We start from the raw sequence: 25,263 nt of genomic DNA on the forward strand, positions 1-25,263 counted from the left end.
GTTTTCCTTATAATTTAAGGCAAAAAAATGCAAAAAAAGACTATTTTATTTGACCTTGATGGAACGCTTATAGACTCAACTCCAGCCATTTTAAATTCCTGCAAAAACGCCTTTGAAAAACTTGATTTAACTCCTGCTTTGGATGAAGACATTAAAGCATTAATTGGATATCCTTTAGATGAAATGTTTATTAAACTTTATGGCAATAAAAAAGAACTAGCTCAAAATTTCATAGAATTTTACCGCGAGAAATATCATACAATTTATCTTGAACAAACCACCCTATTAGCCAGAGTAAAAGAAGCTCTAAATTTAGCTAGCAAATTTGCAGATTTAGGCATTGTTACAACAAAAGGAAGTCAATTTACTAAACCTTTATTGGATTTTTTAGGTATAGGAAATTTCTTTCAAGTCATTATAGGGCGCAATGATGTAGTTTATCCAAAGCCACACAAAGAACCTATTGAAAAAGCTCTTTTGCAACTCAATAAACCAAAAGATAATGCTTTTATGATAGGAGATACAAAACTTGATATTTTAGCGGCGAAAAATGCAAATATCAATGCCGTTGCAGTAAGCTGTGGTTATGAAAAAAAAGAAAGCTTACTTCTTGAAACTTCTTTTGTCAAGCAAGATGCTTACGATGCGGTTTTATTTATAAAGTCTTTATAAATTTTTGCAATTAACTATCTTTTAAGAGAATTATGATATAGTTTAAAATTACAAAATAATTACTAATTAAGGAAATACTAATGAAAAAAAATATGAAAACCATGGACGGTAACGAAGCTACCGCTTATGCTTCGTATGCTTTCACTGAAGTTGCTGGAATTTATCCTATTACCCCAAGTTCTCCTATGGCTGATTATACCGATATATGGGCTGCAGCTGGTAAAAAAAATCTTTTTGGTATTCCTGTAAAAATTATCGAAATGCAAAGTGAGGCCGGAGCGGCTGGAACAGTGCATGGATCACTTCAAGCAGGCTCTTTAACTACAACCTACACAGCCTCTCAAGGACTTTTACTTAAAATACCTAATATGTACAAAATCGCTGGACAACTCTTGCCAGGCGTTATCCATGTTGCTGCAAGATCTCTAGCTTCTCAAGCATTGTCTATATTTGGAGATCATCAAGATATTTATGCTGCAAGACAGATTGGCTTTGCTATGTTATGCTCACACTCAGTTCAAGAGAGTATGGATTTGGCAGGAATAGCTCACTTAGCAGCTATTAAAGGTCGTGTGCCATTTTTACATTTTTTTGATGGCTTTAGAACAAGTCATGAAATTCAAAAAATCGAAGTGATGGATTATGAACACTTTGATCGTTTGCTTGATAGAAAAGCTCTTTTAGATTTTAGAAATTCCTGTCTTACTCCAGAAAATCCTAAAACACGAGGAACAGCACAAAATGATGATATTTATTTCCAAACTCGCGAAATTTCAAATAAATTCTATAACGCTATACCTGATATTGTCAATGAATACATGCAAGAAATTTCAAAAATCACCGGCAGAGAATACAAACCTTTTGTATATTACGGACATAAAGAACCTGAAAGAATTATCATTGCTATGGGTTCAGTGACTCAAACCCTTGAAGAAGTTGTCGACCATTTAAATTCCAAAGGTGAAAAAGTCGGAGTTTTTAAAGTTTATCTTTATCGTCCATTTAGTTTAAAATATTTCTTTGATGTAATGCCAAAATCTGTGAAAAAAATTGCTGTTTTAGACAGAACAAAAGAACCAGGAAGTCTTGGGGAACCGCTTTATCTTGATGTTAAAACAGCCTTTTATGGAAGAGAAAATTGTCCTATCATTGTAGGCGGTAGATATGGACTTTCTTCAAAAGATGTTGATCCGGCTCAAATGATAGCGGTGTTTGAAAATTTAAAACTTGATGAACCAAAAGATGGCTTTACAGTGGGCATTATCGATGATGTTACCCATACTTCTTTAAGCGTAGGTGAAAAAATTTCACTTGGTGATGAAAGCACGATAGAATGCTTATTTTATGGACTTGGTGCTGATGGAACTGTAGGAGCAAATAAAAATTCCATTAAAATCATCGGAGATAATACAGATTATTACGCACAAGCTTATTTTGCTTATGATTCTAAAAAATCAGGTGGTTACACAAGAAGTCATTTGCGTTTTTCTAAAAAACCTATTCGCTCGACCTATCTTGTTTCTACTCCGCATTTTATTGCCTGTTCAGTAGCCGCTTATCTTGAAATTTATGATGTATTGGCAGGAATTCGCAAAGGTGGAACTTTCCTTTTAAATAGCATTTGGAGTGCAGAAGAAACCATTAAACAAATTCCAAATGAAGTCAAAAAAGTTTTAGCTGAAAAAGAAGTAAATTTTTATATCATTAATGCGACTAAATTAGCCCGTGATATAGGACTTGGAAACCGCACAAATACCATCATGCAATCAGCATTTTTCAAACTTGCCAATATCATTCCTTACGAAGAAGCACAAAAATACATGAAAGAGCTTGCTTATAAGTCCTATAGTAAAAAAGGTGATGCGATTGTAGAAATGAATTATAAAGCCATTGATGTGGGTGCAGATGGGCTTGTAAAAGTCGAAGTGGATCCAAATTGGAAAAATTTAGAACCAAGCAAAAAAGAACAAGTTAATGTTTATAAAGGCACTGAATTTGTTGAAAAAATTGTCAAACCTATGAATGCCGCAAAAGGCGATGATTTACCTGTTTCTGCGTTTTTGGGCTATGAAGATGGAAGTTTTGAACATGGCACAACAGAGTATGAAAAACGTGGTGTTGGAGTAATGGTTCCAAGATGGATAGAAGCAAATTGTATTCAGTGTAATCAATGTGCCTCTGTTTGTCCACATGCGGTAATCAGACCATTTTTAATTAATGACGATGAAATGGCAAAAGCACCACGCGGAGTAAAAGATCACGCACTAGAGGCTAAAGGAACTAAAGGTGAAAAATTAAGCTTTAAAATTCAAATTTCTCCGCTTGATTGCACCGGTTGCGAGCTTTGTGTGCATGAGTGTCCAACTAAGGAAAAATCTTTAGTTATGGTTCCACTTCAAGAGGAGATGGACTTTGGGGAACAAGAAAATGCAGATTATTTATTTAAACAAGTTAGCTACAAAGATGATATTTTAAATAAAGAAAGTGTCAAAGGTGCTCAATTTTCTCAACCGCTTTTTGAATTCCACGGCGCATGCCCTGGATGTGGTGAAACTCCTTATATTACATTGGTTACAAGATTATTTGGTGAAAGAATGATTATCGCTAATGCTACAGGTTGTAGCTCAATTTATGGTGGTTCAGCTCCTTCAACTCCATACAGAAAAAGTGTGAAAAACGGACATGGACCTGCATGGGCAAATTCACTTTTTGAAGACAATGCAGAATTTGGACTTGGTATGAAAGTGGCTACTGAAAATACAAGACACAGAATAGAGCATATTATGAATGAAAATATGCAAAGCGTTCCAAATGCCTTATCTGCACTTTTTAAAGATTGGATAGCAAATAAAGACAATGGTGTAAAATCTATAGAAATCAGAGATAAAATGTTGCCTATTTTAGAGCAAAACTCTAACATTAAAGGCGTTAATGATATATTAAATTTAAAACACTTCTTAACCAAAAAATCTCATTGGATATTTGGTGGAGATGGCTGGGCTTATGATATCGGCTATGGCGGACTTGACCATGTTTTGGCAAGTGGGGAAAATGTTAATATTTTAGTGCTTGATACTGAGGTTTATTCAAACACTGGTGGTCAAAGCTCGAAATCTTCGCGCACAGGTGCAGTGGCTCAATTTGCCGCAGCAGGAAAACCTTTACAGAAAAAAGACTTAGGACAAATTGCAATGACTTATGGTTATATTTTTGTAGCACAAGTCAATTCTACAGCAAATTACAGCCATTTAATCAAAGCTATGATAGCTGCCGAAGCTTATGATGGCCCTTCTTTAATCATCTGTTACTCACCTTGTATTGCACACGGTATTAAAGGTGGACTTGGATACTCAGGAGAACAAGGAGAACTTGCGACAAAATGCGGTTATTGGCCACTTTACACTTTTGATCCAAGATTAGAAGAAGAAGGTAAAAATCCTCTAACTATGGTAGGAAAAGAGCCTGATTGGGATCTTTATGAAAGCTTTTTGATGAATGAGGTGCGTTATAATTCTTTGAAAAAATCAAATCCAGAGCACGCAAAAGAACTTTTTGAGCGCAACAAAAAAGACGCTCAACGCCGTTACAGACAACTTAAACGCATTGCTTTAGCTGATTTTAGCAATGAAAAAGAAGAATAAAAGTTTATTGATAATCATTTTGCTGATATGTGTCACTTCACTATCAGCAAACATCTTGCTTGATGTCAATTTTTTAGAGAGAAAAACCCATTATGATTTTTCTTCCCTGCAAAGTCCTTTTAAAAATAACGAAATTTCAGATCAAGGATTTAAACTGCAAGCTATTTTTGCCAATCAAGCTAAAATTAATAATATATGGTACAAAAAAGGTGATTTTTTAAAAAACTATAAAATTTTAGACATTTGCAAAGATTATGTACTTTTAGAGCATTATAATGGGGATCAGATGTATCTGAAATTTAAAAAAGAAAGCAAAATTAATGTTAATTTTTAGAGTAGTTTTATTAATAATATTTTTTCTTAGTGCCTCAAAAGCCAATGAATGCCAAAAAAAGCTTTTTGATATGCGTATAATGGAAGCAGTAAGCATAGAAGAGAGTTTGGAACATTTTTCGAATTTATGCTCCTTTAGCATAGTTGTAAAAGATGATTTGGCTAAAGATAAATTGCTAAAAATGCAAAAAAATATCAATGTTAGTCAAATGAGCTTGGATGAAATTTTTGACCTTTTAATTAAAGAAAATAACTTAAACTACGAATTTGATGGCAAAATTCTAAAAATTTCAGGACTAATTACTCAAAGCTTTAAAATCAACTATATTACTTCAGTCAGAGAAGGACAAAGCATTACAAAAGCATCCGTAGATGCAAAACCAAAACAAGCAGAATACAGTATTAGAGATGGGGATTTAGAAGATAATATGATTAAAACCTCTGAAAAATTTGACTTTTGGATCACCATAGAAAAAGAACTACTTGCCCTACTTAACAATGGTCGCGAAGTTTATGAAGTAAAAAATCCCATCATAAACTCAAACGCAGGTATTATAACCATCACAGGTACAAATTCTCAAATTGCAAGAGCCAATGTCTATCTTAAAGAACTAGAGCAAAGACTTAAAAAGCAAGTTATTATCGATGTAAGCATTATTGCTGTAAATTTGGATAATAAACACACAAGTGGAATTAACTGGCAAAATTTCAATCTCAATTTTGCTACAACAACTAGCGATGGAAAAAATTCATCTATACAATTTGATTATAAAGACAAAGGGGTATTTGTTAAAAATTTAGGTTTTAGAGTAGATATGGACTTTAGTTCGGTTTTAAATTTCTTGTCCCAAAGCGGAAAAACACAAGTTTTATCAAATCCAAAATTAATGGCACTGAATAACCAACAGGCTATTATTTCGATAGGCGATACAATCAATTATCAAGTTAAAGAAAGTTCAAAAGGCACAGAAAATGGCACAACAGTGAGTGAAACTTATAATAATTATTCTATTTTTGTAGGCATTTTACTCAATATCTTACCTGAAATTTCAGATGATGGAAAAATCATGCTGCGTATCAACCCAAGTCTTAGTAATTTTAAATACGCCCAAGATAATCGTCGTCAAAATACTCCGCGCACTATAGCGCCCGATACCATACAAAAAAAGTTATCTACCGTTGTGCAAGTTGAAAACAACCAAAGTCTAATTTTGGGTGGACTTATTAGCAGAAACAACCAATTTGATGAGAGTTCTGTTAATTTTTTATCTAAAATTCCACTCCTAGGAGCTTTATTTCAAGGCGATCAAAGTGTCGATAATGCTACAGAAATTGTTTTCATCATAACCCCAGTAATTGTTGATAATAAAAACACCCATCCTTCCTTAAAAGATCTAGGATTTAAGCACTATGAACTCTGATTTTGTTCCATTAAAACAGCATACTAATGCCCTTGAAATAATACAAAATACATCAAATCAACAAATCATCATCTTGCTTGGGAAAAGTGGTAGTGGAAAAAGTTTTTTACTCAAGCAACTTACTAAAACATCAAGAACTTTTTTATTTTCAGAACCGTTTTTTGATGAAATAAATTTTTTAAATACTCTTGGAAGCGTAATTCTAAACAAACAAACCTCATCACTTCAAGATTTTATTTCTTTTGCAAAAAATAGCAAAGAGCATTATCTTATTTTACTTGATGAAGCAGGAATGTATGAAGAGGCTTTACTTGAAAAAATCAGAATTTTAAGTGATTTCAAAAATTTCGTCTTTATTCTAAGTACACATAAAATTCACAAAATATTTGAAAAAGAGCATTTTAAAAGCCGCATTGGAAATATTATCGTCTTAAATGAATTATCCAAAGAAGAATTATCATTTTACATTAACACAAAATTTCAACTAAAAAAGCCTTTTGTAGATAAAGAATTAAAATTACTACAAAAAATCAGTTTAAATAATTTAAGAACAATAGATCAAATTCTACATACTTTTATCGCACTTTACGCATATTACGAAAAACAAAAACTTGAAAAAAGCTCTAAATTTTTACTCGAACTTTGCGCATTACATCATAATCTAAGGTTGTAAAATGAATAAAATTCAAATTCAAGAACTCGAACTCAAACATAAAAAATTTAAACAAAAACGTTATATAAAATTCAGTCTTTTAGGTGTTTTAGTATTTTGTTTATGCTTTGCAAGTTTTATACTTTTCAAATATTTGCAAAATCAACAGCATACTTTGAATTTAGCCCTAAAAGAAAAAAAGAATTTACAAAATAAACTTCAAGATGCAAAAATTATCCAAGAAAAAAATAAAATTTTACAAAACAAAACCACGCTTAATGCCCAAGAAACACCACATATTCAAACCATAAATTTAAGCACAACAAATGAGCTAAAAATCATAGTGCAAAGCTATGAAGCAAGCATTCCTGAGCTTAGAAGTGATTTTTATGCACATCCTAATTATAAAAGCGCTATTAAACTTTCAAAAATTTATTATCAAAATAAAGATTATAAAAAATCTATTTTTTGGTCCTTAAAAGCAAACGAACTTAATAAAAATAACCAAGAATCGTGGCTAATGTTTGCAAAAGCAAAAATTGCTCTAGGTCAAAAAGAAGAGGCTATAAAAGCACTTTCTAATTATATGAGTTTTTATGATTCAAATAATATTGATCAATTCTTAAGTCAAATCAAATGAAAAACATAGAAATTTTACACTCTAAACTCAAAGAACAAGGCTTATTAAATCCCGAATGCGATTTTTCAAATTTAGATTTTTCTCTCATTAAAGAGTGTGTTTATAAACTTTATGAAAAAGATATTTTAGATATTTTTGAACTTTGTGCTTATTTTAAGCAAAATTTAGACAGTTTTTTGCAAGGTTTTGCTCTGTATAAAAAATTAAATTTCATACAAGAACCTTTAGCCAACCTTACACTTTTTAAATGCTTTAATAGCCAAATTTTACAAACGTATCAAATTTTACCCTTTAAAGAAGATGAAAATAATATTTACCTAGCTTGCACTAAACCTTGTTCTTTTGAACTTATAGATAAATTGCAAAATGGATCTAAAGACAAATTTATACAATTATGCATTGCAAATCCTTTAAAAATCAAAACTATCCTAGAAAGGCTTTCTTTGCAAGTTGAACTTGCCAAACTTGCAGAAAAACTTAAAACCGAATTGGGCGGGAAACTAGAAAACGAACAAAAAAGTGCCATTGCCAAAATTCACGATCTTATCTTAAGCCAAGCCATCAAACAAAAAGCAAGCGATATACATATAGAACCAAGAAATGATGATGCTTTGGTGCGTTTTAGAAAAGATGGAATTTTAAGCGAATTTGTTATTTTAGAAAAAGAACTTTATCAGGCTTTAGTTTTTTACATCAAACTAAGTGCACATTTAAATGTTGCAGAACAAAGAAAAGCTCAAGACGGCAGTTTTAGTATGCAAATACAAAATTTAGAATTTGATTTTAGAATTTCATCTTTGCCTTTAATTTATGGGGAAAGCATTGTTATTAGAATACTTGAAAGAAAAAAAGATTTTACGAGCCTTCAAAACTTACATTTTGGAAAAACAAATTTAAAACACCTTCAAAATAATATCAATCAACCTTATGGAATGATTTTATTAACAGGTCCAACAGGAAGTGGGAAAAGTACTACTTTATACTCTATACTCAATGAAATAAAATCTATAGAAAAAAAGATCATTACTCTTGAAGATCCGATCGAATACAAAATTCCACTCGTGCAACAAACCATGCTAAATTCAAAAGCGGGACTTGATTTTAACAATGCTTTAAGAGCGATTTTAAGGCAAGATCCTGATGTAATTATGGTAGGGGAAATTCGTGATGAAGAAAGTCTTGATATTGCTATAAAATCAGCACTTACAGGACATTTAATGCTAAGTACTCTACACACCAATGATTCCATTTCTGCGATAGTTAGAATGCTAGATATGAAAGCCAAGCCTTATTTACTCTCATCGGCCCTAAATTTAATCATCGCACAAAGACTTGTAAGAAAACTTTGCACGCATTGTTGTTATGAAATTTCTTATGAAGATGAAAAAATTCAAGGCAAATTTTATGAAAGCAAGGGTTGTATTTATTGCTCTAATACAGGTTTTTTAGGCAGAGAATTAATTTGCGAAGCGCTTAATATAGATGATGATATGCGGGAATTAATCAGACGCAATGCTAATAAAAGCGAAATTTTAGCCTATCTGCAAAACAACGGTTTTCAAACCATGTTTGAAATGGGCATAGAAAAAGCTAGAAAAGGCATTACAAGTCTTGGAGAAATTTTAAGGGTTACGCGGTGAAAAAATATGAATTTTTAATCTCAAAAAACAATCACACTAAAAAGCTGATTATCAAAGCCCATACGAGATTTGAAGCACAAAGCCGAATTCTAAAACAAGGTTTTAAAATTCTTGAATTTAAAGAACTTAGCAAAACAAATTATTACAGCAGAAATTTAAATAAAGAAATCAGTCATATTTTTAAAGAATTATCTTTGCTTCTTGAAGTAGGGCTTAGCATAGAACAAGCTCTTAATGAGCTTTGCAAGCACAAATACAATAAAAACATCGATGCTTTTTTAAACAAAGTTCGTGGAAATATAGCCAGCGGTCAAAGTCTTCATAAGGCCTTAGAAAATTCTTCGGTGCATATCACGCAAAGTGATTTGGCTTTAATTAAAATGGGCGAAAATATGGGCGATCTAGCCTTTGTATTTGCAAAAATTTCTGAAATTCACGAAAAAAAACTTATAACTAAAAAACGACTAAAAAAGGCGCTAAATTATCCTATAATCGTACTTGTGGCATTGTTTATAGCCTTTTTATCGCTCATGCTTTTTGTTGTGCCACAATTTAAAACCATATTTGATGATTTTAATGTCAATCTACCTTTAATTACGCAAATTATTTTAGGTTTGTATGAATTTTTAGATTCTTATTATATGATTTTAATTCCAAGTCTTTTAAGCACTTTTATAGGATTTTTCACCATTTATAAATACAATGCAAATTTTGCCTACAAAAGCGATCGTTTTATCCTTAAAATTCCCATCATCGGCAAAATCATTTTTTACACTCAAGCTTATTATTTTTTCCTTATTTTGGGGCTTTTGTTGCGTGTGGGTATCGATGCAAGTAAAGCTTTAAATTTAGCTTGTATGGGCGTTGAAAATAAATTTTTATCTCAAGAATATAAACAAATTGATGATCTTTGCAAACAAGGATTGGAATTTGATGAAGCTTTTAATAAGACAAAGCTTTTCGAAGGAATGATAGTGCAAATGTTAAGCGTTGCGATGAAAAGCTCTAAGCTTGATTTTATGTGTGAAAAAATCGCTTTATATTATCAGAATAAACAAGAAAATTTGGTAGAAAAATTTTTCATTTTCTTAGAGCCTGCACTCACTTTAATGGTCGCTATAATGGTACTTTTATTGGCTTTGGGGATTTTTTTACCTATGTGGGAACTTAGCACTTTTGCGAATTTTTAACATCAAGTAAATTTTCTAAATCTTCACATTCTTTTTTAAGTTTATCTAATATCTCTTGTGCCTTTAAACCTAGCATCAAAAGCTCATAAACCTTTGGGCGATCTTTTTTCCATTTACGCAAAGTTTTGACATTGATATCTAATTTTCCTGCTATATCTCTTTGAGTCATTAAAAATCCAATTTTTTTTCTTAATTTAGCAATAAAGCCTTTAAAAGAAAACAAGTTTTTAAATTTAAGGTTAAGAATGCTAAAAACTATAGACGAAAAAGGTAATATTATTTATGGGGATTTATCCTTGCAAAAGAATTTAAAACTCGAATTTAAAGGGAGTAATAATATAGTCTTTTTGCTGGAAGCAGTGCGAATGTAAATGCTGTTTTTAACGGAAACAATTCTTTGCTTTTTATTGGCAATGCAAGTAGAACTAATGGAAATTTTAATATTCATAGCAATGGACTTTGCTATATTGGTAAAAATTCTACTTCCAATGGAACTTCTTTTCGTGTTAGTGAAGGCAAAAATCTTATTTTGGGCAATGATTGTATGTTTTCTTGGGGAATTTGGCTCTCGCCCACTAATCATCATCTCATTTTTGATAGCAATACTTACAAATATTTTAAAAGGAGGTTTTGTAGCAAGTGGGAGTATTTTAGGTGCAAAAAGTGTAAATAGTGGAGTTAAATTTTCAAATTCAATTTATGCAGGAAACCCTAGTAGATTAATCAAAGAAAATCATTTTTGGAGTAGAGAAGATCCTACTGATGGAAGTTGAAGTAAAGAAAAAATTAAAGAGCTTTCAACCATGCAAAAAGAAGATTTTAAATTTAGCTTTGAAAAAGATATTTTCTTAGATCCAAGCTTACTTAAAAATGAGCTTGAAAAGCTTGAGAGTGCAGGACAAAAGCTTGAGTTTGTGTATGATTATATTTATAATAACACGCACAAAAATCGCTTTGCATTGTTTAAAGATAGCGATAGAAGCGAATGTAAATTATATAAAGTGAAAATAAAATTCCTTTTTCAAAACTTAAATTTGAAGCCCCAAAACCAAAAGAAGAATCTAGACAAGAAATTCCAAAAGAAATCAAAGAAGTTAAAAAGCCCACAGGAGCTGTGAATTTAGTAAAAAACAAACTCTGCTATAAACTAGGTTTTGCGATGATAGATCATTCAAAAAGCTTTAAAGGGTATTTTAAAATGCCTTTCGCACTTATAAAAATTGCCAAAAATCATAAAAAATTTAGCTAAAAATAATGCAAATTTAGAGGATTTTAGTGATCATGAAAAAGCTTTAAAATACAAAAATCATCTTTCCTATAAACTAGGAAATGCCTTAATTAAGGCACATAAAACTTGGTATAAATGTGGATACTTGAAATTTTATTTTGATATTAAAAAAATCAAAAAAGAATTTAACTCAAGCCTCTAAATCCATCACAACAACGGCGATTGCAAAACCTCCATCATGCGAAATACTAAGTGAAGCAGAATTGATTTTAAAAGAATTTAAAAGTTTTGAAGAAAAATTAAAATAAGGAGCATTTTTAAAATCCTTTGAAATTTCAAGATCAAAAAAACCACACTCCTTGCTAATGCCAACACCCAAAGCCTTACTCGCAGCCTCTTTGGCAGCCCAAAATCCCGCTAAAGTGGCAGGATTTTTGATTAAAATTTGCTCTTTTGAATTTAGAAATTTATTTAAGAAATTTACATTGTGTTTTTGGTAAATTTTTTCCATCCTAGAAATGGCAACTATATCACAACCTATTTTTATCAAGATACCACAAAGTCCATAAAATAAATATTTTTAATAAAACCATCAGTTAAAACTTCATTAATTTTTCCCACTAACTCATCTTTAAGTCTTTCTTTTCCTTTGGTAGTGCTAACTTCTTCAAAGGTTTTTGAAGTCAAGGTACGAATGATAATATCGCGAATTACAGGAATTTTTTTCTCAAGCTCTGGAGTGAGTAGCTCGGTATTTTGCTCAAGCTGGATGGTGCATTTAACATATCTTGCCCCACTATCACTTAATAAATTTAAAGTAAATGGTGCCAAAGCAAACATTTGACCTATATTAGCAAAATCACTTCCCCTTTGACTTGGTACAACATTGGCTTTAGCGTTTTTACTTACTGGAGCAGCCTGAGTAGGTGCGTTAGCTTCATCACTTGGAGAAGACATAAATAAATAACCTATAATTCCAACAATCACAAGCAATAAAACCGCCAAAATTGCCACAATGATAATAATAAGAAAATTACCCTTTTTACTCGTTTTTTCTTGTTTTTCTACTTCTTCTTCCATAATCTTTCCTTTGTATTTAGATAAATGATTTACAATTTTAACAAATTTTTCTTATATTTTAATTTTATTAAGGATAAATCGTGCAACTTGAAGTGATTTTTAGAGAATACGACATACGCGGAATTTACGAAAAAGAACTCAATGAAAAAAGTGTAAAGGCTATAGGATATTGCTTGGGTAAAAAAATGCTTGAAAAAAATTGCAAAAATGTTAGCGTAGGATATGATGCAAGATATAGCGCTAATGCTTTATTTCATTACTTATTAAGTGGGCTTAATAAAGCAGGAATTAAAATTTATAACATAGGTCTTGTGCCTACTCCGTTAGGGTATTTCAGTCTTTATGAGGGTTTGAAATTTGATGCAAATATTATGATTACAGGCTCGCACAATCCAAAAGATTATAATGGCTTTAAGATTACTATAGGTAAGGAAAGTTTTTTTGGACAAGATTTAAAAGAGCTTTGCAAAGAAGTTTATAAACACTTAGATGATGTGATTGAAGATGATGTAAGTTGCGAAAATTATGATATTTTAAGTCTTTATATTGCTTTCATGAGTGAGCAATTTAAGCATTTAAAGGATTGGAATTTTAACTTTGCTATTGATTGTGCTAATGGGGCTGCTGGAGTTGTTATAGAGCCCTTAATGCAGGCTTTGAATTTAAAACCTAAAATACTTTTTGCAAATCCTGATGGAAATTTTCCAAATCATTCTCCAGATCCAACAGAAAGAGAAAATTTAAAAGATATACAAAGCATTCTTAATGAAGATCAAAATCTTAAAATTGGCTTTGCTTTTGATGGTGATGCTGATAGATTGGTTGCCTTAAACACTTCGCACGTTTTTTGCGGTGATGAGCTTTGCTATCTTTTCGCCAAAAATATCCCTAACCCTCGCGTTTTAGGAGAAGTTAAATGCTCTAAAAATCTCTTTGATGAGGTGGCAAAATTTGGGACTATTTTTATGGGAAAAACAGGACATTCAAACATTAAAAAGATGATGAAAGAGCAAAATATCGATCTGGCTGCTGAGGTAAGCGGACACATTTTTTTTAAACATCGTTATTTTGGATATGATGATGGAATTTATGCCTTTTTAAGAACGCTAGAACTCATTCACAAAGGCTTTGATCTTAGTGCTATGATAGAAGAACTTCCAAAACTTTACACCACAGAAGAAATTAAAATTCCAGCAAGTGAAGAAGAAAAATTTAAACTCGTTGATGCCTTTAAAAAAGCTGTGGAACAAGGAGGATTAAAAGATGTCAAAGCGCTGTGTGAAATAGATGGTGCAAGGATAGACTTTGGATATGGCTGGGCGCTTTTAAGGGCTTCTAATACCAGTCCTTATTTGATCACGCGTTTTGAAGCGACAAGTCTTGAAAAAGCTGGGGAAATTCAAAAAAATGTCATGGATTTATTCGAAAAAGTTAAAGGGAATTTGGTAAATTAGGTAAAATTATCTTTTATTAACTTAAAAATTAAGTCAATAAAATTCATTTTAATAACATAAGATGACTATCAACTTAGAAAATAAAACCTTTGTTCGAATTTTGTTTAATAATAAATAAAATATAGAAGTCGAAGCATAAAAATGGTGGTTAGAGGCAGAATCGAACTGCCGACACGCAGATTTTCAGTCTGCTGCTCTACCGACTGAGCTATCCAACCATTTTCAAAAACTAAAATTATACATATATTTTTTTAAATTAAGTTTAAATTCAAAAAAATAAATTTATTTTTTTTGAAGTTTTTTAAGATACAATTTTCCATTAATCAAAATTTTTAATATTAGGATTAATTTGAAACAAACACATTTTAATAGAAACACCTTAAGAATGTTATTTTTAGGGTATATTTTTATCGCACTTGCTGGAGCATTCATTTTAACTTTAAAAGGAATGCATAAAAATCCCATTAGTTTTATTGATGCTCTATTTACTAGTACTTCAGCTATTAGCATGACTGGACTTATCGTTAAAAATACCGCCAATGATTTTACTTTTTGGGGTCAGTTTGTTATTTTGTGCCTTATAAAAATCGGTGGATTTGGGTATATGGGTTTAGGACTTTTTGTCTATCTTTTAATACGCAAAAAAATAGGCTTTAGTGGTAAAAATTTACTTAAAGAATCTATGATTTATCCAACTATGGATGGACTTTTAGGATTTTTAAAAAAAGTTTTTCTCTTTGTTTTTATAATAGAACTTTGCGGAGCAATACTGCTTAGCCTACGCTTTATGCTTGAAATGGATATTAAACATGCTGTTTGGAGTGGAATTTTTCATTCCATTTCAGCTTTTAACAATGCAGGTTTTAGTATTTTTGAAACAGGTCTAATGTCTTATAGACAAGATATTTGGATCAACTTAGTTATCACCTCTTTAATCATCATTGGAGGAATTGGATATTTTGTCTTACTTGAAGTTTATTTTTTCCAAAAAAAACGCTTAGCAACTTTAAGTCTACACACTAAAATAGTTCTCACAATGACATTTACTTTGATTATATTTGCAACATTAGTTATTTTCCTATTAGAGTATAATAATATTAAAAGCATAGGCTCTTTTTCTTTATTTGATAAAATTTTGAGCTCTTATTTTACTGCTGTAAATTATCGCACTGCTGGCTTTAACACATTAGATTTTAGTACTTTTAAGGATGCGAGTTTATTTTTTGGATCCTTATTTATGGTAATTGGAGGAAGTCCAGGAGGCACATCAGGGGGTATAAAAGTTACTACGGTGGCTATCTTGCTTATTTACGCATACTGGACTATTAGGGGCGGAAGAATACGCATTTTTAAATATGAACTTTCTCAAGATGTTATTAGCAAAGCTTTTGTTATTAGCATAGGATCTAGTATTTACATGATACTATGCGTTATGCTTTTATCTTTACTTGAATCCGATCATCCGTTTTTAACGCTTTTATTTGAGACTTCATCCGCATTTGCAACAGTAGGTGTTTCCGTTGGCGATGGAGGAACTCTATCTTTAAGTGCTTTATTTGGAAGCGAAAGTAAACTAATCATCATTATTATGATGATTAGTGGTAGGATAGGAATTTTTGCTTTTCTGCTTTCTATTTTTATCCAAGAAAAAGAAAAATATATAAGATATCCAGAAGGAAAGGTGTATTTATGAACAAAAGTTATGGAATTATAGGACTTGGAAAATTTGGATCTGTTTTAGCGAACGAACTTTTAATGCAAGGAAAAACAGTTATCATTGCAGATAAAAATGAAGATTCTTTAAAAGGCTTGCAAGACTTGGCTTCAAGCGCATATATTTTAGACTCTACCAATACCATAGCCCTAAAAGAAGCAGGTTTTCACAATGTTGATATTGTAATTGTCAGCATAGGACAAAACGTTGAAAAAAGCATTTTAACTCTAATGGCACTAAAAGACATAGGTGTAAAAAACATCATAGCAAAAGCAAGCTCGTCAATACACGGACAAATTCTTTCAAAACTCGGTGCAACCAAAGTTATTTCACCTGAAAGAGAAAGCGCAAAAAGACTTGCAAAGGAATTCTTATCTCATCCTGAATTTGAAGTATTTGATCTCTCGGCTAATACCATTAGAGCTGTAAAACTCACCATAAACGAAAAACTTGCTGGAAACAGCTTAAAGCACATAGCGCAAAATATGGGCATCATTGCATATAAAAAAGCTTCAGAAGATTGGACTTTGTTTCCAGATTTTGAAACCACAGTCGCTTATGTGGGAGATATGGTGATCTTACTTGGAACTACTAAAGATTTAGAAGAATTTGATTATTAAGCTTTTAAATTCTTTAAAAGCTCATTTAAACCTTTGGCGCTAACACTAGGATGATGAATCCTTGTGCCTAAATTTAATAAAATTTCCTCGCCTATTTTAGAATGCAATTTTTGTACAAAATTAAAATTATACCACTTGAAATGCCTTAAATTCATATTATGCAAAGTATAGATATGACAAGCTTTGTAAGGAATTTCTAGCTTTTTTGCTAAATTATAAATCCCAGGCGCTTGAAATGTATAAATGCTATCAATTTCTAAAGGATAATTTAAAGCAAACAATTGTGCTAAATGTCCGCCTAAAGAATGTCCTACTAAAGTGATTTTGCTAAATTTAAATCTTTGTTTAATTAAGCTATAAAATTTGCTTAAAGACTTAAATTGCCCTTCGGGTATTTTGCCATTTAAAAGCAAAAAATCGCTCCAAACATCGTAAAAATCAAATTTTAAAGGTCTTAAATCACTCCCCGCTATAGCTAAAATAAATTTTTTTGAATTCTTTTGTTGAAACAAACTTGCCCTAAAACCCATTTTAGATTCATTGCAATTTTCATTGATATGAGCTTTCAAAATAAAATTTTTGACCAAAGAAAAAGCCAACATAGGCTTGATTTTACCAATGCTAACGCTTTCTTTTTTCAAAATATTATTACTAAGTGCTCTAAATAATCTTTTCTGATCTAAATCTTCAAACAAAATTTCCTTACAATCTAAATTCAAATAAGCCGCATGAGAAAGCAAGGAGTATTTTCTAAGATCTTCCAAAAATTCTAAATTTTGAAAAAACACATTTTGTAAATTTTGCAAAATCTTTACTTGAGCGTCGTTTAATATTTTTGTATTTTGTAGTTTTAAAAAAGTATGTATATCAAAAATCATAGCGGAGTTTGTAGCTCCGCAAATTTAAGCTTTGCAAGTATTTTGCAAAGTTGAACTAAGCATCCAAAGACTTTTTTCATACTTAGCAATTTTTTCTTGTGCAAAAGCTGCTGTTGTGGTATCGCTAGCTTTTTCGGCTTCGCTATTTAATTTTTTAAATTCAGCTAAAAGATATTCATAATCTTTTTTGATAAGCTCTATCACTTCAATAGGAGTAAAGCAATCTTTTTTATCCTCTAATTTTGGGCTTTTTGCAAGTTCCATTAAAGTTTTTTGACAAACTATAGCTTTCTCACCGAGTTGCAATGCTCTTTCGGCACAATCATCAAAAAGCTCAGCCATTTCTTCATAAGCTTTTTCAGTGTATTCATGGATAGAGAAAAATTGCAATCCTTTTACATTCCAATGATAATTATGAAATTTAACCCATAAATGATGAGCATCCGCTTGCATTTGCAATAATTGTTTTGTTACTGACATTTTATCTCCTTTTTTTGATTTTTAAAAGTATAGCATAAAATTTATTAATTAATAAATTTTATCAATTAATATTTCAATCCATACCTTTAATATGCTTTTATTATACTCCAAACTTTTATAATTTTATATTTGATTTTAATTTATTATCAAATAAACTCAACTTTAATGCTTTTTTATCCAAAAATACACTAAATCCTATAATTTTGATTTATAATTAATAAAAATTTCTAAGGAATTTCGATGGACAATCGCACTCTTAAAGAACTTGATCTTAAACACATCTGGCATCCTTGTACTCAAATGAAAGATCACGAAAATTTACCTCTTATTCCCATTAAAAAAGGCAAAGGGGTGTATTTGTATGATTTTAATTCTAACTCTTATATAGATTGCATTGGTTCATGGTGGGTAAATCTTTTTGGACATAGCAATGATTACATTAATGCAAAACTTAAAGAACAACTAGAAAATTTAGAACATGTTATTTTAGCAGGCTTTACACACGAGCCTATCATTTCTTTATCTAAAAGACTTTGCGCGCTTTTGCCGAAGGAATTAAATAAATGTTTTTACGCAGACAATGGCTCATCGGCTATAGAGGTTGCTTTAAAAATGAGCTTTCATTGCCATCTTAATAAAAAAGACACTAAAAGAACGAAATTTCTTTCTTTAAGCAATTCTTATCATGGAGAAACTTTGGGTGCATTAAGCATTGGAGATGTGGAACTTTATAAAAAAACCTATACGCCTTTACTTTTAGAATGTCTTAGCACCCCTGTGCCAAAAAGTAGCGATTTTAGTGAAGAATTGCAAGCTCTTAAAAATTTGTTAAACACTCAAGGGGAACAAATTTGCGCATTTATTCTTGAACCCTTAATTCAATGTGCAGGAAATATGCATATGTATGAAGCAGAGTTTATTAATGAAGCTTGTAAACTATGTAAAGAATTTGGAATTGATATTATTTTTGATGAAATTGCGGTTGGATTTGGGCGTAGTGGGACATTATTTGCTTTAGAGCAATGTGACATTGTACCAGATTTTTTATGCCTTTCAAAAGGAATTACGGGCGGCTATATGCCTTTATCTGTTGTAGTTACAAAGGATGAGATTTATAATGCTTTTTATGCGCCTTATGAAGAACAAAAAGCTTTTTTACATTCTCACAGTTATACGGGAAATACCCTAGCTTGCGCTGCTGCAAATGCTACGCTTGATATTTTTGAAAATGAAAATATTATAGAAAAAAACAAAATTTTATCACTTTTTATCAAAAAAGAATTTTCAAGACTAAAACAGTTTGAATTTTTAGGAAATTTCAGACAAAAAGGAATGATCTACGCCTTTGATATTTTAAAAAGCAAACATTCAAGAGCAGGACTTTTTGTATTTCAAAAAGCTTTAGAAAAAGGGCTTTTGTTAAGACCTTTGGGAAATACCATTTATTTTATGCCCCCTTATATTATCAAAGAAGAAGAAATTTGTTATGTTGTTAATGCTTTGGAAAATATTTTTAATGAATTTTAGAATTTCAAAAACAGTAAAATAACAAAAAAGTAACATTTTTTATTATTTTTATCATTATTCTTTTTTAGAAAGTGGGTATTAAGTTAAATTTATTCATAATGATATTTTAACTTTATTTTAAAGGAGAAGTGATGAGAAAGATTTTCTTTTTATTATTTTGTATGGTAGGTTTTGTCTTTGCTGCTATTAATATCAATACAGCAACACTTGAAGAGTTAAAAACCCTTAAAGGCATTGGAGATGCAAAAGCAAAAGCGATCTTAGAATACCGAAAAGATCAAAATTTCACTAGCATTGAAGATATCAAAAAAATCAATGGTATCGGAGATAAAATCTTCGAAGGCATTAAAAACGATATCGTTGTAGAATAAAGCAAGACTAAGATCTTGCTAAAGTATAAAATCCGCAAATATCCTCATCAAAAAAAGTTCTATGCAAAGGATTAAATTCTAAATCCATATTTAAATTTTTATCGCCTCTAAATTTAGAATTATGAAAAATCAAAAACATATCCATTTCATCTTTTAGTAATTTTAAGAAATTCTCCCCACCTTCATACATAATAAATTTGGCTTCTTTTGGAATTTGAGTAAAAATTTGACGATTTGGCACTTTAAAAAATGCTAAATTTTGATCAAAGCTTTCTAATTTCTTGCGTGTTAAAATACAAAGATTTGGCGCTTTTCCCTGAGAAAGTCTCGCATCTAAAATGGGTTTATCCTTTCTTATCGTTTCCCCACCCACCACAAGTAAATCAAGCACAGATCTTATCTTATGCGCATAAGTTCTGCTTGCTTCATTGCTGATAATTTTTCCAAAAGGTGAACCGTTCATACTCAAAGCAAGTTTAAAGAGTTTAAATTGTCCTTTTTGCCATTTTAAAAAAGGCATTAATAATTTTCTTCCCTCACTCTCTAACACACCAACTTCAACTTCCACACCATTTTTTCGTAAAATTTCCACTCCGCCACTAGCGATTTTATTCTCATCTTTTATGCTAATATACACTTTTTTAAAACCAAGTTCAGTAAAAAGTTTCACACAAGGTGGGGTTTTACCTTGATGCGCACAAGGTTCTAGCGTTACAAAAGCTACTGCTCTGTTTAATAAATTTTGATGATTTTTTAAAATAAATTCATGCAAATCATTTGCATTAGTGGGTAAAGAAAATTCAGGTTTTAAGCTTTTTAAAGCTACGGCAATGGCGTTTAATTCAGCATGAGCACACCCAGCCTTCTCGTGGGCTTTTATACTTAGAATTTGTCCGTTTTTATCTAAAATAACACAGCCCACAGCAGGATTTGGATAAGTTAAAAACTGATATTTCCACGCTTCATTTAAAGCTAAATTCATATAAAAATTTTTCATTTTTTACCTTAAAATCATTGTAAATTTTGATAATAAATATTAAAATATAAATTTTATTTTAAATTTTTAGGACTTTTTATGAATTTTATATTAGAACTTTTAAAAAACAATAAACTCAAAATCTTTTTTTTCCTATCATTTAGCATATTTACAAGCATTTTAGGTGTGCTTGTTTTGGTATTTATCAACGAATACCTTTTAAAAGCTAATTCCAATGAAGGCATATTTATTTTTTATTTCTTAGCCTTGCTGATTGTATTTTTTCTAAGTTCCATTTTTGTAGAAATTTCTTTAAGTATATTTGGACAAAATTTCATTTTTTCTATGCAAAAACGCGTTGTAAAACAAATTTTAGATACAAGTATGTCTAAAATTTCGCAAATTGGTAAAGCAAAGCTTCTAGCATCTTTAGGAAGTGATGTTAGAAATGTTTCTTTTGGGCTTTTAAGATTTCCTGAATTTATACAATCAAGCATTTTAATCCTTTGTACTTGCGTTTATCTTTGCTATCTTTCGCCTAAAATTTTTGCAATCTGCTTGGTTTGGATCATTTTTGTTTTTTTAAGCAATAATTTTTTAATGATGAAAGTCTATAAATACTTCAAAAATGCAAGGGAAAATGACGATGCTTTGCAAAATAACTATCAAAATATCCTTGATGGGCACAGAGAGCTCATTTTAAATCGCTTTAGGGCAAAGCATTATTATGAGTTTGAATTTGAAAAAAATGCGAAAAATAAAAAGCGAAATTCAACCATTGCTAACATTTTACATAATTTATCAAACAATTGGACAAATATAGCTTTGCTAGCACTTGTAGGGCTTGAATTTTATTTTTCTTTGCATTTTTCTTGGACGAGCATTGAAAATGCGACAACCATAGCTTTATCAATACTTTTTTTACGAACACCTTTGGTGGCGATGATAGGCTCTTTTCCTACTTTAATCCTAGCAAAAATAGCCCTAGATAAAATCGCAAAACTTGAATTAGAAAATTTCGAACAAAATTTTACACTCCATAGCAACAAAGAACACTGGCAAAGCATTCGTTTTGATAAAGTTGCTTTTTCATATAATGAAAAATTCTCACTCAAACCCACAAGTTTAGAAATTCACAAAGGCGAACTCATTTTTTTAATCGGAAAAAATGGCAGTGGAAAATCCACTTTTTCCATGCTTTTAGCGGGGCTTATAAGTCCAAAAGAAGGCGAAATTTATTTAGATGATCAAAAAATTGATTCTTCAAATTTAGTCAAATATCAAAGTTTGATTACTGCGATTTTTAGTGATTTTCATCTCTTTACTCAAACCTTAGAAAATGATAATTTTGCAAGCGAAGAAGAGATAAAATATTGGCTTGAATTTTTAGAGCTTTATGAAAAAACAGATATCAAAGATCACAAAATCACCACTACAAAACTTTCCACAGGACAAAGAAAACGCTTGGCTATGTTTATAGCTTTGTTAGAAAAACGAGATATATTGATTTTAGATGAATGGGCAGCTGATCAAGATCCGGTTTTTAGAAGATTTTTTTATAAAAAGCTTTTGCCTTTGTTAAAAGAGCAAGGTAAAACGATCTTTGCTATCACACATGATGATGCGTATTTTGATAGTGCGGATAGAATTTTCTTGGCACAAAATGGCGAGATTAGCGAGTTAAAAGGTGAAAATATCAAGGAGAAAGCTAGGAATTTGATTGCTCGGTTTGAGTGATATTTCTTTCATATTCTACAAATCCTTTTTCTTTGTATTCAGCGATGATTTCATCGGCACTTAAACCATATACATTTCTTTTAACTAACATAATAATATCCAACTCATTAAGATAAATACTTTCCAATAGCGTGAGTTCCTATATTTGATTTAATATTCTCGTATTGCTCTTTAGTTAAATCATCTTTATATTTTTTAAGTATCACAAGGCTTTCTTCTAAACTATACACTTTGTGATATTGTTTTTGCATTTTTACTCCTTTTTTAATTAAAATATTATCTATTTTAAAGCAAAAAATGATAGAGTTTTTTAGTGGAAAATTCCACTAAAATCATTTTTTCTCATAAAGATTTTTTTCTATATCTATATAAAATTTAGCGATTTTTTCATAAGCTATCTCCCAAGCTTTAAGCACTTCTTCGCTTGGATTTAAAAGATTTTTAATTGCTTTTAAAAGGCAAATTCCAACTATAGGATAATGCTCTTCTTTTACGCCTAAATTTACATGAGTGATGGCAATTTTATCTACAAAATTTCTCATATTTTCTAAATTTTCTACATTTTTAGCCGCCATTAAAATCGCCATTGCTAAAGCCTTTGGTTGTTCTCCTGACGCTTGCTTTTCCATATTAAACATAGGTTTTACTTCGGGATAATCAGAAAATAAAATTTTATAAAATTCCTTAGTTAAATCTTCTCCGCTTTTTTGTAAAATCGGCACACAATCTTTGATGATTTTTATTTGTTCTTGAGTCATATTTTTCCTTTATTTTTGAAATTAGAATTTGCATTTTAGAAAAAAATAGAATTAAATTCATTGACTTTAATCAATAAAATATCTTTTATGATATTATGTGTAAAAAATACTCACTATATATGATATGTTACTTTTTGTCCTATAAATTTTTAAATTATGAAAAATATTACATAAAAATTATATTATAAAGTCACTTTTTTGTTATATTTTTAACATCAAACTATAAGGAGAAATTATGGAATTGAATCAAAATCAAAAACAATCTTTATCAAGATTTAGAAATTTTGTTTCTTTTAGAAATAAAATTTCCTTGTTGCTATCTTTGGCTGTATTAATTTGTTATTACGCTTTTATCTTTAGTGTAGGTGCTTTTCCTGATATTTTAGGCTATCGTTTAGGAAGCAGTTCTGTTACTTTAGGTATAGTGTGCGGTATATTTATTATCGCATTGTGTATAATAGTTACAGGATTTTATACTTTCATTGCAAATCAATATTTAGACAAAAATCAAGAAGAGCTTTTAAAAGATTTAGAAAATAACAATCTTACAAAACATCTTCAAAATGGAGAATTAAGCTATACTCAAAAGGAGACTCAATGAAAAAAATAGTAATTATTTTAGGCACTTTATTATCTTTTTGTCAAGCAGCATCTATTGATTTAAATGGGGTAAAAAAAGCCGAGCTTAATCCTATAGCCATTTCAATGTTTGTAGCTTTTGTATTATTTACACTTTTTATTACTTATTATTCTAACAAAAAAAGTCAATCTGCAAGCGGTTTTTACACAGCTGGAGGAAATATCACAGGCGCACAAAATGGCATAGCTATTGCGGGTGATTATATGAGTGCGGCAAGTTTTTTAGGTATCATTGCTCTTATTTTTACCAATGGTTTTGATGGTTTAATTTATTCTATAGGTTTTTTAGTAGGCTGGCCTATCGTTTTATTTTTAATTGCTGAAAAGCTTAGAAATCTTGGAAAATTCACATTTGCTGATATTACCGCTTATAGACTTGATGCCAAACCTATAAGAATTTTATCTGCCGTCTCAGCTTTAAGTGTTATAGTATTTTATTTGATCGCTCAAATGGTAGGGGCGGGACAACTTATACAAGTTCTTTTTGGACTTCCTTATACTTTTGCTGTTGTTTTGGTGGGAATTTTAATCATACTTTATGTTGTTTTTGGCGGTATGCATGCAACAACTTGGGTACAAATCATCAAAGCCATTTTACTTTTAAGCGGTGCAACTTTTATGGCTATAATGGTGCTTTACTTAACTAAATTTGATTTAAAATACTATTTTGAGCTTGCCATATCACATCATGCAAAAGGTGCAAGCATTATGAAACCAGGGACTTTTTTACCTGATACAGTTTCGGCTGTATCTTTGGGACTTGCTTTAATGTTTGGCACAGCAGGTTTGCCTCATATTTTAATGAGATTTTTTACAGTAAAAAATGCTAAAGAAGCTAGAAAATCAGCATTTTATGCAACAACTTTGATAGGATATTTTTATATTTTAACCTTTATTATAGGTTTTGGTGCTATTGCGCTTTTGTTAGGAAATCCGCAATTTACTAACCCAGATGGAAGCTTTAATGGCATAACCAATATGGTTGCTGTATTACTAGCTGAAGTTTTAGGTGGTAGTGTATTTTTAGGCTTTATTTCAGCTGTGGCTTTTGCAACGATTTTAGCTGTTGTTGCAGGACTTACCATTTCAGGAGCTGGAGCGATAAGTCATGATTTATTTGTCAATGTTTGCAAAAATGGAGAATGCGATCCTAAACAAGAACTTAGAGTAACTAAAATAGCTACCATTTGCATAGGAATTTTAGCCATACTTGTAGGGATTATTTTTGAAAATCAAAATGTTGCCTTTACAGTAGGACTTGCTTTTGCTATTGCTGCGAGCGTGAATTTTCCTATACTTTTGCTTTGTCTTTATTGGAAAAATCTTACAACTAAAGGAGCTTTTTGGGGTGGGCTTATTGGGCTTATTGTTGTTGTAGTGCTGGTGCTTTTAAGTCCTAGTATTTGGATAAAAAGTTTTGGCTTTAGCGAGGCAATTTTTCCTTATGATCATCCAGCTTTATTTTCTATGCCTTTAACCTTTATTTTGATTTATATCATTTCTAAATTGGATAAATCTAAGAGGGCTAAGATAGATAAAGAAGGCTTTGAAGCACAAAATTTCAGAGCACAAAGTGGGATTGGCATAAGTGAAGCTGTGGCGCATTAAACAA

26 protein-coding genes, 1 tRNA gene and 1 pseudogene are annotated in these 25,263 nt (G+C 30.8%); 19 read left to right on the top strand and 9 right to left on the bottom strand.

What is annotated here, in order from left to right:
- The first annotated feature begins 27 nt into the window (after positions 1-27).
- The 8 genes from AAH949_RS09210 to AAH949_RS09245 all read left to right on the top strand — a co-directional run bounded on the left by AAH949_RS09210 (position 28) and on the right by AAH949_RS09245 (position 10,189).
- The gene (locus AAH949_RS09210; protein WP_134238739.1) at positions 28-672 is read left to right on the top strand and encodes an HAD family hydrolase; all 645 of its coding nucleotides are present in this window, start codon (positions 28-30) and stop codon (positions 670-672) included.
- Positions 673-752: 80 nt separating this feature from the next.
- Positions 753-4,313: a pyruvate:ferredoxin (flavodoxin) oxidoreductase gene (gene nifJ, locus AAH949_RS09215; RefSeq protein ID WP_348518582.1), complete on the top strand. Its 3,561-nt coding sequence runs from the start codon at positions 753-755 to the stop codon at positions 4,311-4,313.
- Positions 4,314-4,368: 55 nt separating this feature from the next.
- Positions 4,369-4,647 (top strand): hypothetical protein, encoded by a 279-nt coding sequence (locus tag AAH949_RS09220; RefSeq protein ID WP_348518583.1) that lies wholly within the window; start codon positions 4,369-4,371, stop codon positions 4,645-4,647.
- Positions 4,634-6,067, top strand: coding sequence for a pilus (MSHA type) biogenesis protein MshL (gene mshL / locus AAH949_RS09225; RefSeq protein WP_348518584.1), 1,434 nt, complete (start codon positions 4,634-4,636; stop codon positions 6,065-6,067). Before AAH949_RS09220 ends, mshL begins: the two co-directional genes overlap by 14 nt.
- Positions 6,057-6,740 carry an ATP-binding protein gene (locus AAH949_RS09230; protein ID WP_348518585.1) on the top strand — a complete coding sequence of 228 codons (684 nt, stop codon included), beginning with the start codon at positions 6,057-6,059 and terminating at the stop codon, positions 6,738-6,740. Before mshL ends, AAH949_RS09230 begins: the two co-directional genes overlap by 11 nt.
- Before the next feature lies 1 nt (position 6,741).
- Positions 6,742-7,359 (top strand): CDC27 family protein, encoded by a 618-nt coding sequence (locus tag AAH949_RS09235; protein WP_348518586.1) that lies wholly within the window; start codon positions 6,742-6,744, stop codon positions 7,357-7,359.
- A complete protein-coding gene (locus tag AAH949_RS09240) occupies positions 7,356-8,999 on the top strand; it encodes a GspE/PulE family protein (protein WP_348518587.1) in 1,644 nt (547 codons plus the stop codon). Before AAH949_RS09235 ends, AAH949_RS09240 begins: the two co-directional genes overlap by 4 nt.
- Positions 8,996-10,189 (top strand): type II secretion system F family protein, encoded by a 1,194-nt coding sequence (locus AAH949_RS09245; protein ID WP_348518588.1) that lies wholly within the window; start codon positions 8,996-8,998, stop codon positions 10,187-10,189. The genes AAH949_RS09240 and AAH949_RS09245 overlap by 4 nt, the downstream gene beginning before the upstream one ends.
- On the opposite strand, the gene AAH949_RS09250 is transcribed toward AAH949_RS09245, so the two are convergent.
- Positions 10,167-10,358: a transcriptional regulator gene (locus AAH949_RS09250; RefSeq protein ID WP_348518589.1), complete on the bottom strand. Its 192-nt coding sequence runs from the start codon at positions 10,356-10,358 to the stop codon at positions 10,167-10,169. The two genes, AAH949_RS09245 and AAH949_RS09250, sit on opposite strands and share 23 nt — an antisense overlap.
- A 76-nt stretch (positions 10,359-10,434) precedes the next feature.
- Between AAH949_RS09250 and AAH949_RS09255 the strand changes: the two genes are divergently transcribed.
- From AAH949_RS09255 to AAH949_RS09265, 3 genes are read left to right on the top strand one after another with little or no spacing between them, the layout of a single operon-like run.
- Positions 10,435-10,560, top strand: coding sequence for a hypothetical protein (locus AAH949_RS09255; protein WP_348518590.1), 126 nt, complete (start codon positions 10,435-10,437; stop codon positions 10,558-10,560).
- A gap of 57 nt (positions 10,561-10,617) precedes the next feature.
- Positions 10,618-10,962: a hypothetical protein gene (locus AAH949_RS09260; RefSeq protein ID WP_348518591.1), complete on the top strand. Its 345-nt coding sequence runs from the start codon at positions 10,618-10,620 to the stop codon at positions 10,960-10,962.
- A gap of 30 nt (positions 10,963-10,992) precedes the next feature.
- On the top strand, positions 10,993-11,307 hold the full coding sequence (locus AAH949_RS09265) for a hypothetical protein (protein WP_348518592.1): 315 nt from the start codon (positions 10,993-10,995) through the stop codon (positions 11,305-11,307).
- A gap of 300 nt (positions 11,308-11,607) precedes the next feature.
- Here the strand turns inward: AAH949_RS09265 and acpS are convergent, their stop codons facing one another.
- Together acpS and fliL are read right to left on the bottom strand one after the other, a co-directional pair.
- Complete coding sequence (gene acpS / locus AAH949_RS09270) at positions 11,608-11,964, bottom strand: holo-ACP synthase (protein ID WP_348519160.1); 357 nt, start codon at positions 11,962-11,964, stop codon at positions 11,608-11,610.
- A complete protein-coding gene (fliL, locus tag AAH949_RS09275) occupies positions 11,964-12,497 on the bottom strand; it encodes a flagellar basal body-associated protein FliL (protein WP_134238729.1) in 534 nt (177 codons plus the stop codon). Before fliL ends, acpS begins: the two co-directional genes overlap by 1 nt.
- 80 nt (positions 12,498-12,577) lie before the next feature.
- Here fliL and AAH949_RS09280 point away from each other — a divergent pair, with 80 nt between their 5' ends.
- Positions 12,578-13,951: a phosphomannomutase/phosphoglucomutase gene (locus AAH949_RS09280; protein WP_348518593.1), complete on the top strand. Its 1,374-nt coding sequence runs from the start codon at positions 12,578-12,580 to the stop codon at positions 13,949-13,951.
- Between the two features lie 142 nt (positions 13,952-14,093).
- Here AAH949_RS09280 and AAH949_RS09285 read toward each other — a convergent pair.
- A tRNA-Phe gene (locus AAH949_RS09285) sits at positions 14,094-14,169 on the bottom strand.
- A gap of 131 nt (positions 14,170-14,300) precedes the next feature.
- On the opposite strand from AAH949_RS09285, the gene AAH949_RS09290 reads away from it, so the two are divergent.
- Together AAH949_RS09290 and AAH949_RS09295 are read left to right on the top strand one after the other, a co-directional pair.
- Entirely contained in the window at positions 14,301-15,644 is a 1,344-nt protein-coding gene (locus AAH949_RS09290; protein WP_134238727.1) for a TrkH family potassium uptake protein, read from the top strand.
- Positions 15,641-16,285 carry a TrkA family potassium uptake protein gene (locus tag AAH949_RS09295; RefSeq protein ID WP_134238726.1) on the top strand — a complete coding sequence of 215 codons (645 nt, stop codon included), beginning with the start codon at positions 15,641-15,643 and terminating at the stop codon, positions 16,283-16,285. The genes AAH949_RS09290 and AAH949_RS09295 overlap by 4 nt, the downstream gene beginning before the upstream one ends.
- Here the strand turns inward: AAH949_RS09295 and AAH949_RS09300 are convergent.
- Both AAH949_RS09300 and AAH949_RS09305 read right to left on the bottom strand, forming a co-directional pair.
- Positions 16,282-17,091, bottom strand: coding sequence for a lipase family protein (locus AAH949_RS09300; RefSeq protein ID WP_348518594.1), 810 nt, complete (start codon positions 17,089-17,091; stop codon positions 16,282-16,284). The two genes, AAH949_RS09295 and AAH949_RS09300, sit on opposite strands and share 4 nt — an antisense overlap.
- A 96-nt stretch (positions 17,092-17,187) precedes the next feature.
- Positions 17,188-17,643 carry a Dps family protein gene (locus AAH949_RS09305; protein ID WP_348518595.1) on the bottom strand — a complete coding sequence of 152 codons (456 nt, stop codon included), beginning with the start codon at positions 17,641-17,643 and terminating at the stop codon, positions 17,188-17,190.
- Between the two features lie 240 nt (positions 17,644-17,883).
- Between AAH949_RS09305 and AAH949_RS09310 the strand changes: the two genes are divergently transcribed.
- Both AAH949_RS09310 and AAH949_RS09315 read left to right on the top strand, forming a co-directional pair.
- Entirely contained in the window at positions 17,884-19,170 is a 1,287-nt protein-coding gene (locus AAH949_RS09310; RefSeq protein WP_348518596.1) for an adenosylmethionine--8-amino-7-oxononanoate transaminase, read from the top strand.
- A 131-nt stretch (positions 19,171-19,301) separates the two neighbouring features.
- Positions 19,302-19,541 (top strand): ComEA family DNA-binding protein, encoded by a 240-nt coding sequence (locus tag AAH949_RS09315; RefSeq protein WP_134238722.1) that lies wholly within the window; start codon positions 19,302-19,304, stop codon positions 19,539-19,541.
- Positions 19,542-19,548: 7 nt separating this feature from the next.
- Here AAH949_RS09315 and ribD read toward each other — a convergent pair whose 3' ends face one another.
- Positions 19,549-20,538, bottom strand: coding sequence for a bifunctional diaminohydroxyphosphoribosylaminopyrimidine deaminase/5-amino-6-(5-phosphoribosylamino)uracil reductase RibD (ribD, locus tag AAH949_RS09320; protein ID WP_348518597.1), 990 nt, complete (start codon positions 20,536-20,538; stop codon positions 19,549-19,551).
- A 78-nt stretch (positions 20,539-20,616) separates the two neighbouring features.
- Between ribD and AAH949_RS09325 the strand changes: the two genes are divergently transcribed.
- The gene (locus AAH949_RS09325; protein ID WP_348518598.1) at positions 20,617-22,254 is read left to right on the top strand and encodes a multidrug ABC transporter permease/ATP-binding protein; all 1,638 of its coding nucleotides are present in this window, start codon (positions 20,617-20,619) and stop codon (positions 22,252-22,254) included.
- On the opposite strand, the pseudogene AAH949_RS09330 reads toward AAH949_RS09325, so the two are convergent.
- Both AAH949_RS09330 and cgb read right to left on the bottom strand, forming a co-directional pair.
- Positions 22,226-22,505, bottom strand: a pseudogene (locus AAH949_RS09330) (hypothetical protein). The gene AAH949_RS09325 and the pseudogene AAH949_RS09330 sit on opposite strands and share 29 nt — an antisense overlap.
- A gap of 81 nt (positions 22,506-22,586) precedes the next feature.
- Positions 22,587-23,012, bottom strand: a complete 426-nt coding sequence (gene cgb, locus AAH949_RS09335; RefSeq protein ID WP_134238718.1) for a single-domain globin Cgb — start codon at positions 23,010-23,012, stop codon at positions 22,587-22,589.
- Between the two features lie 235 nt (positions 23,013-23,247).
- Between cgb and AAH949_RS09340 the strand changes: the two genes are divergently transcribed.
- The gene (locus AAH949_RS09340; protein ID WP_134238717.1) at positions 23,248-23,613 is read left to right on the top strand and encodes a DUF485 domain-containing protein; all 366 of its coding nucleotides are present in this window, start codon (positions 23,248-23,250) and stop codon (positions 23,611-23,613) included.
- Positions 23,610-25,259 (top strand): cation acetate symporter, encoded by a 1,650-nt coding sequence (locus AAH949_RS09345; RefSeq protein ID WP_348518599.1) that lies wholly within the window; start codon positions 23,610-23,612, stop codon positions 25,257-25,259. Before AAH949_RS09340 ends, AAH949_RS09345 begins: the two co-directional genes overlap by 4 nt.
- Positions 25,260-25,263 lie beyond the last annotated feature (4 nt).

This window comes from Campylobacter sp. CCS1377 (genome assembly GCF_040008265.1).
In the GTDB taxonomy this organism is placed as follows: Bacteria; Campylobacterota; Campylobacteria; order Campylobacterales; family Campylobacteraceae; genus Campylobacter_D.

What these genes read in the sequence shown, in the direction of transcription:
- AAH949_RS09210 (WP_134238739.1), top strand. Translation starts at nt 28, where the DNA reads ATGCAAAAAAAGACTATTTTATTTGACCTTGATGGAACGCTTATAGAC.
- nifJ (WP_348518582.1), top strand. Translation starts at nt 753, where the DNA reads ATGAAAAAAAATATGAAAACCATGGACGGTAACGAAGCTACCGCTTAT.
- mshL (WP_348518584.1), top strand. Translation starts at nt 4,634, where the DNA reads ATGTTAATTTTTAGAGTAGTTTTATTAATAATATTTTTTCTTAGTGCC.
- AAH949_RS09230 (WP_348518585.1), top strand. Translation starts at nt 6,057, where the DNA reads ATGAACTCTGATTTTGTTCCATTAAAACAGCATACTAATGCCCTTGAA.
- AAH949_RS09235 (WP_348518586.1), top strand. Translation starts at nt 6,742, where the DNA reads ATGAATAAAATTCAAATTCAAGAACTCGAACTCAAACATAAAAAATTT.
- AAH949_RS09240 (WP_348518587.1), top strand. Translation starts at nt 7,356, where the DNA reads ATGAAAAACATAGAAATTTTACACTCTAAACTCAAAGAACAAGGCTTA.
- AAH949_RS09250 (WP_348518589.1), bottom strand. Translation starts at nt 10,358, where the DNA reads ATGACTCAAAGAGATATAGCAGGAAAATTAGATATCAATGTCAAAACT.
- AAH949_RS09255 (WP_348518590.1), top strand. Translation starts at nt 10,435, where the DNA reads ATGCTAAAAACTATAGACGAAAAAGGTAATATTATTTATGGGGATTTA.
- AAH949_RS09260 (WP_348518591.1), top strand. Translation starts at nt 10,618, where the DNA reads ATGGAAATTTTAATATTCATAGCAATGGACTTTGCTATATTGGTAAAA.
- AAH949_RS09265 (WP_348518592.1), top strand. Translation starts at nt 10,993, where the DNA reads ATGCAAAAAGAAGATTTTAAATTTAGCTTTGAAAAAGATATTTTCTTA.
- fliL (WP_134238729.1), bottom strand. Translation starts at nt 12,497, where the DNA reads ATGGAAGAAGAAGTAGAAAAACAAGAAAAAACGAGTAAAAAGGGTAAT.
- AAH949_RS09295 (WP_134238726.1), top strand. Translation starts at nt 15,641, where the DNA reads ATGAACAAAAGTTATGGAATTATAGGACTTGGAAAATTTGGATCTGTT.
- AAH949_RS09305 (WP_348518595.1), bottom strand. Translation starts at nt 17,643, where the DNA reads ATGTCAGTAACAAAACAATTATTGCAAATGCAAGCGGATGCTCATCAT.
- AAH949_RS09310 (WP_348518596.1), top strand. Translation starts at nt 17,884, where the DNA reads ATGGACAATCGCACTCTTAAAGAACTTGATCTTAAACACATCTGGCAT.
- AAH949_RS09315 (WP_134238722.1), top strand. Translation starts at nt 19,302, where the DNA reads ATGAGAAAGATTTTCTTTTTATTATTTTGTATGGTAGGTTTTGTCTTT.
- ribD (WP_348518597.1), bottom strand. Translation starts at nt 20,538, where the DNA reads ATGAAAAATTTTTATATGAATTTAGCTTTAAATGAAGCGTGGAAATAT.
- AAH949_RS09325 (WP_348518598.1), top strand. Translation starts at nt 20,617, where the DNA reads ATGAATTTTATATTAGAACTTTTAAAAAACAATAAACTCAAAATCTTT.
- cgb (WP_134238718.1), bottom strand. Translation starts at nt 23,012, where the DNA reads ATGACTCAAGAACAAATAAAAATCATCAAAGATTGTGTGCCGATTTTA.
- AAH949_RS09340 (WP_134238717.1), top strand. Translation starts at nt 23,248, where the DNA reads ATGGAATTGAATCAAAATCAAAAACAATCTTTATCAAGATTTAGAAAT.
- AAH949_RS09345 (WP_348518599.1), top strand. Translation starts at nt 23,610, where the DNA reads ATGAAAAAAATAGTAATTATTTTAGGCACTTTATTATCTTTTTGTCAA.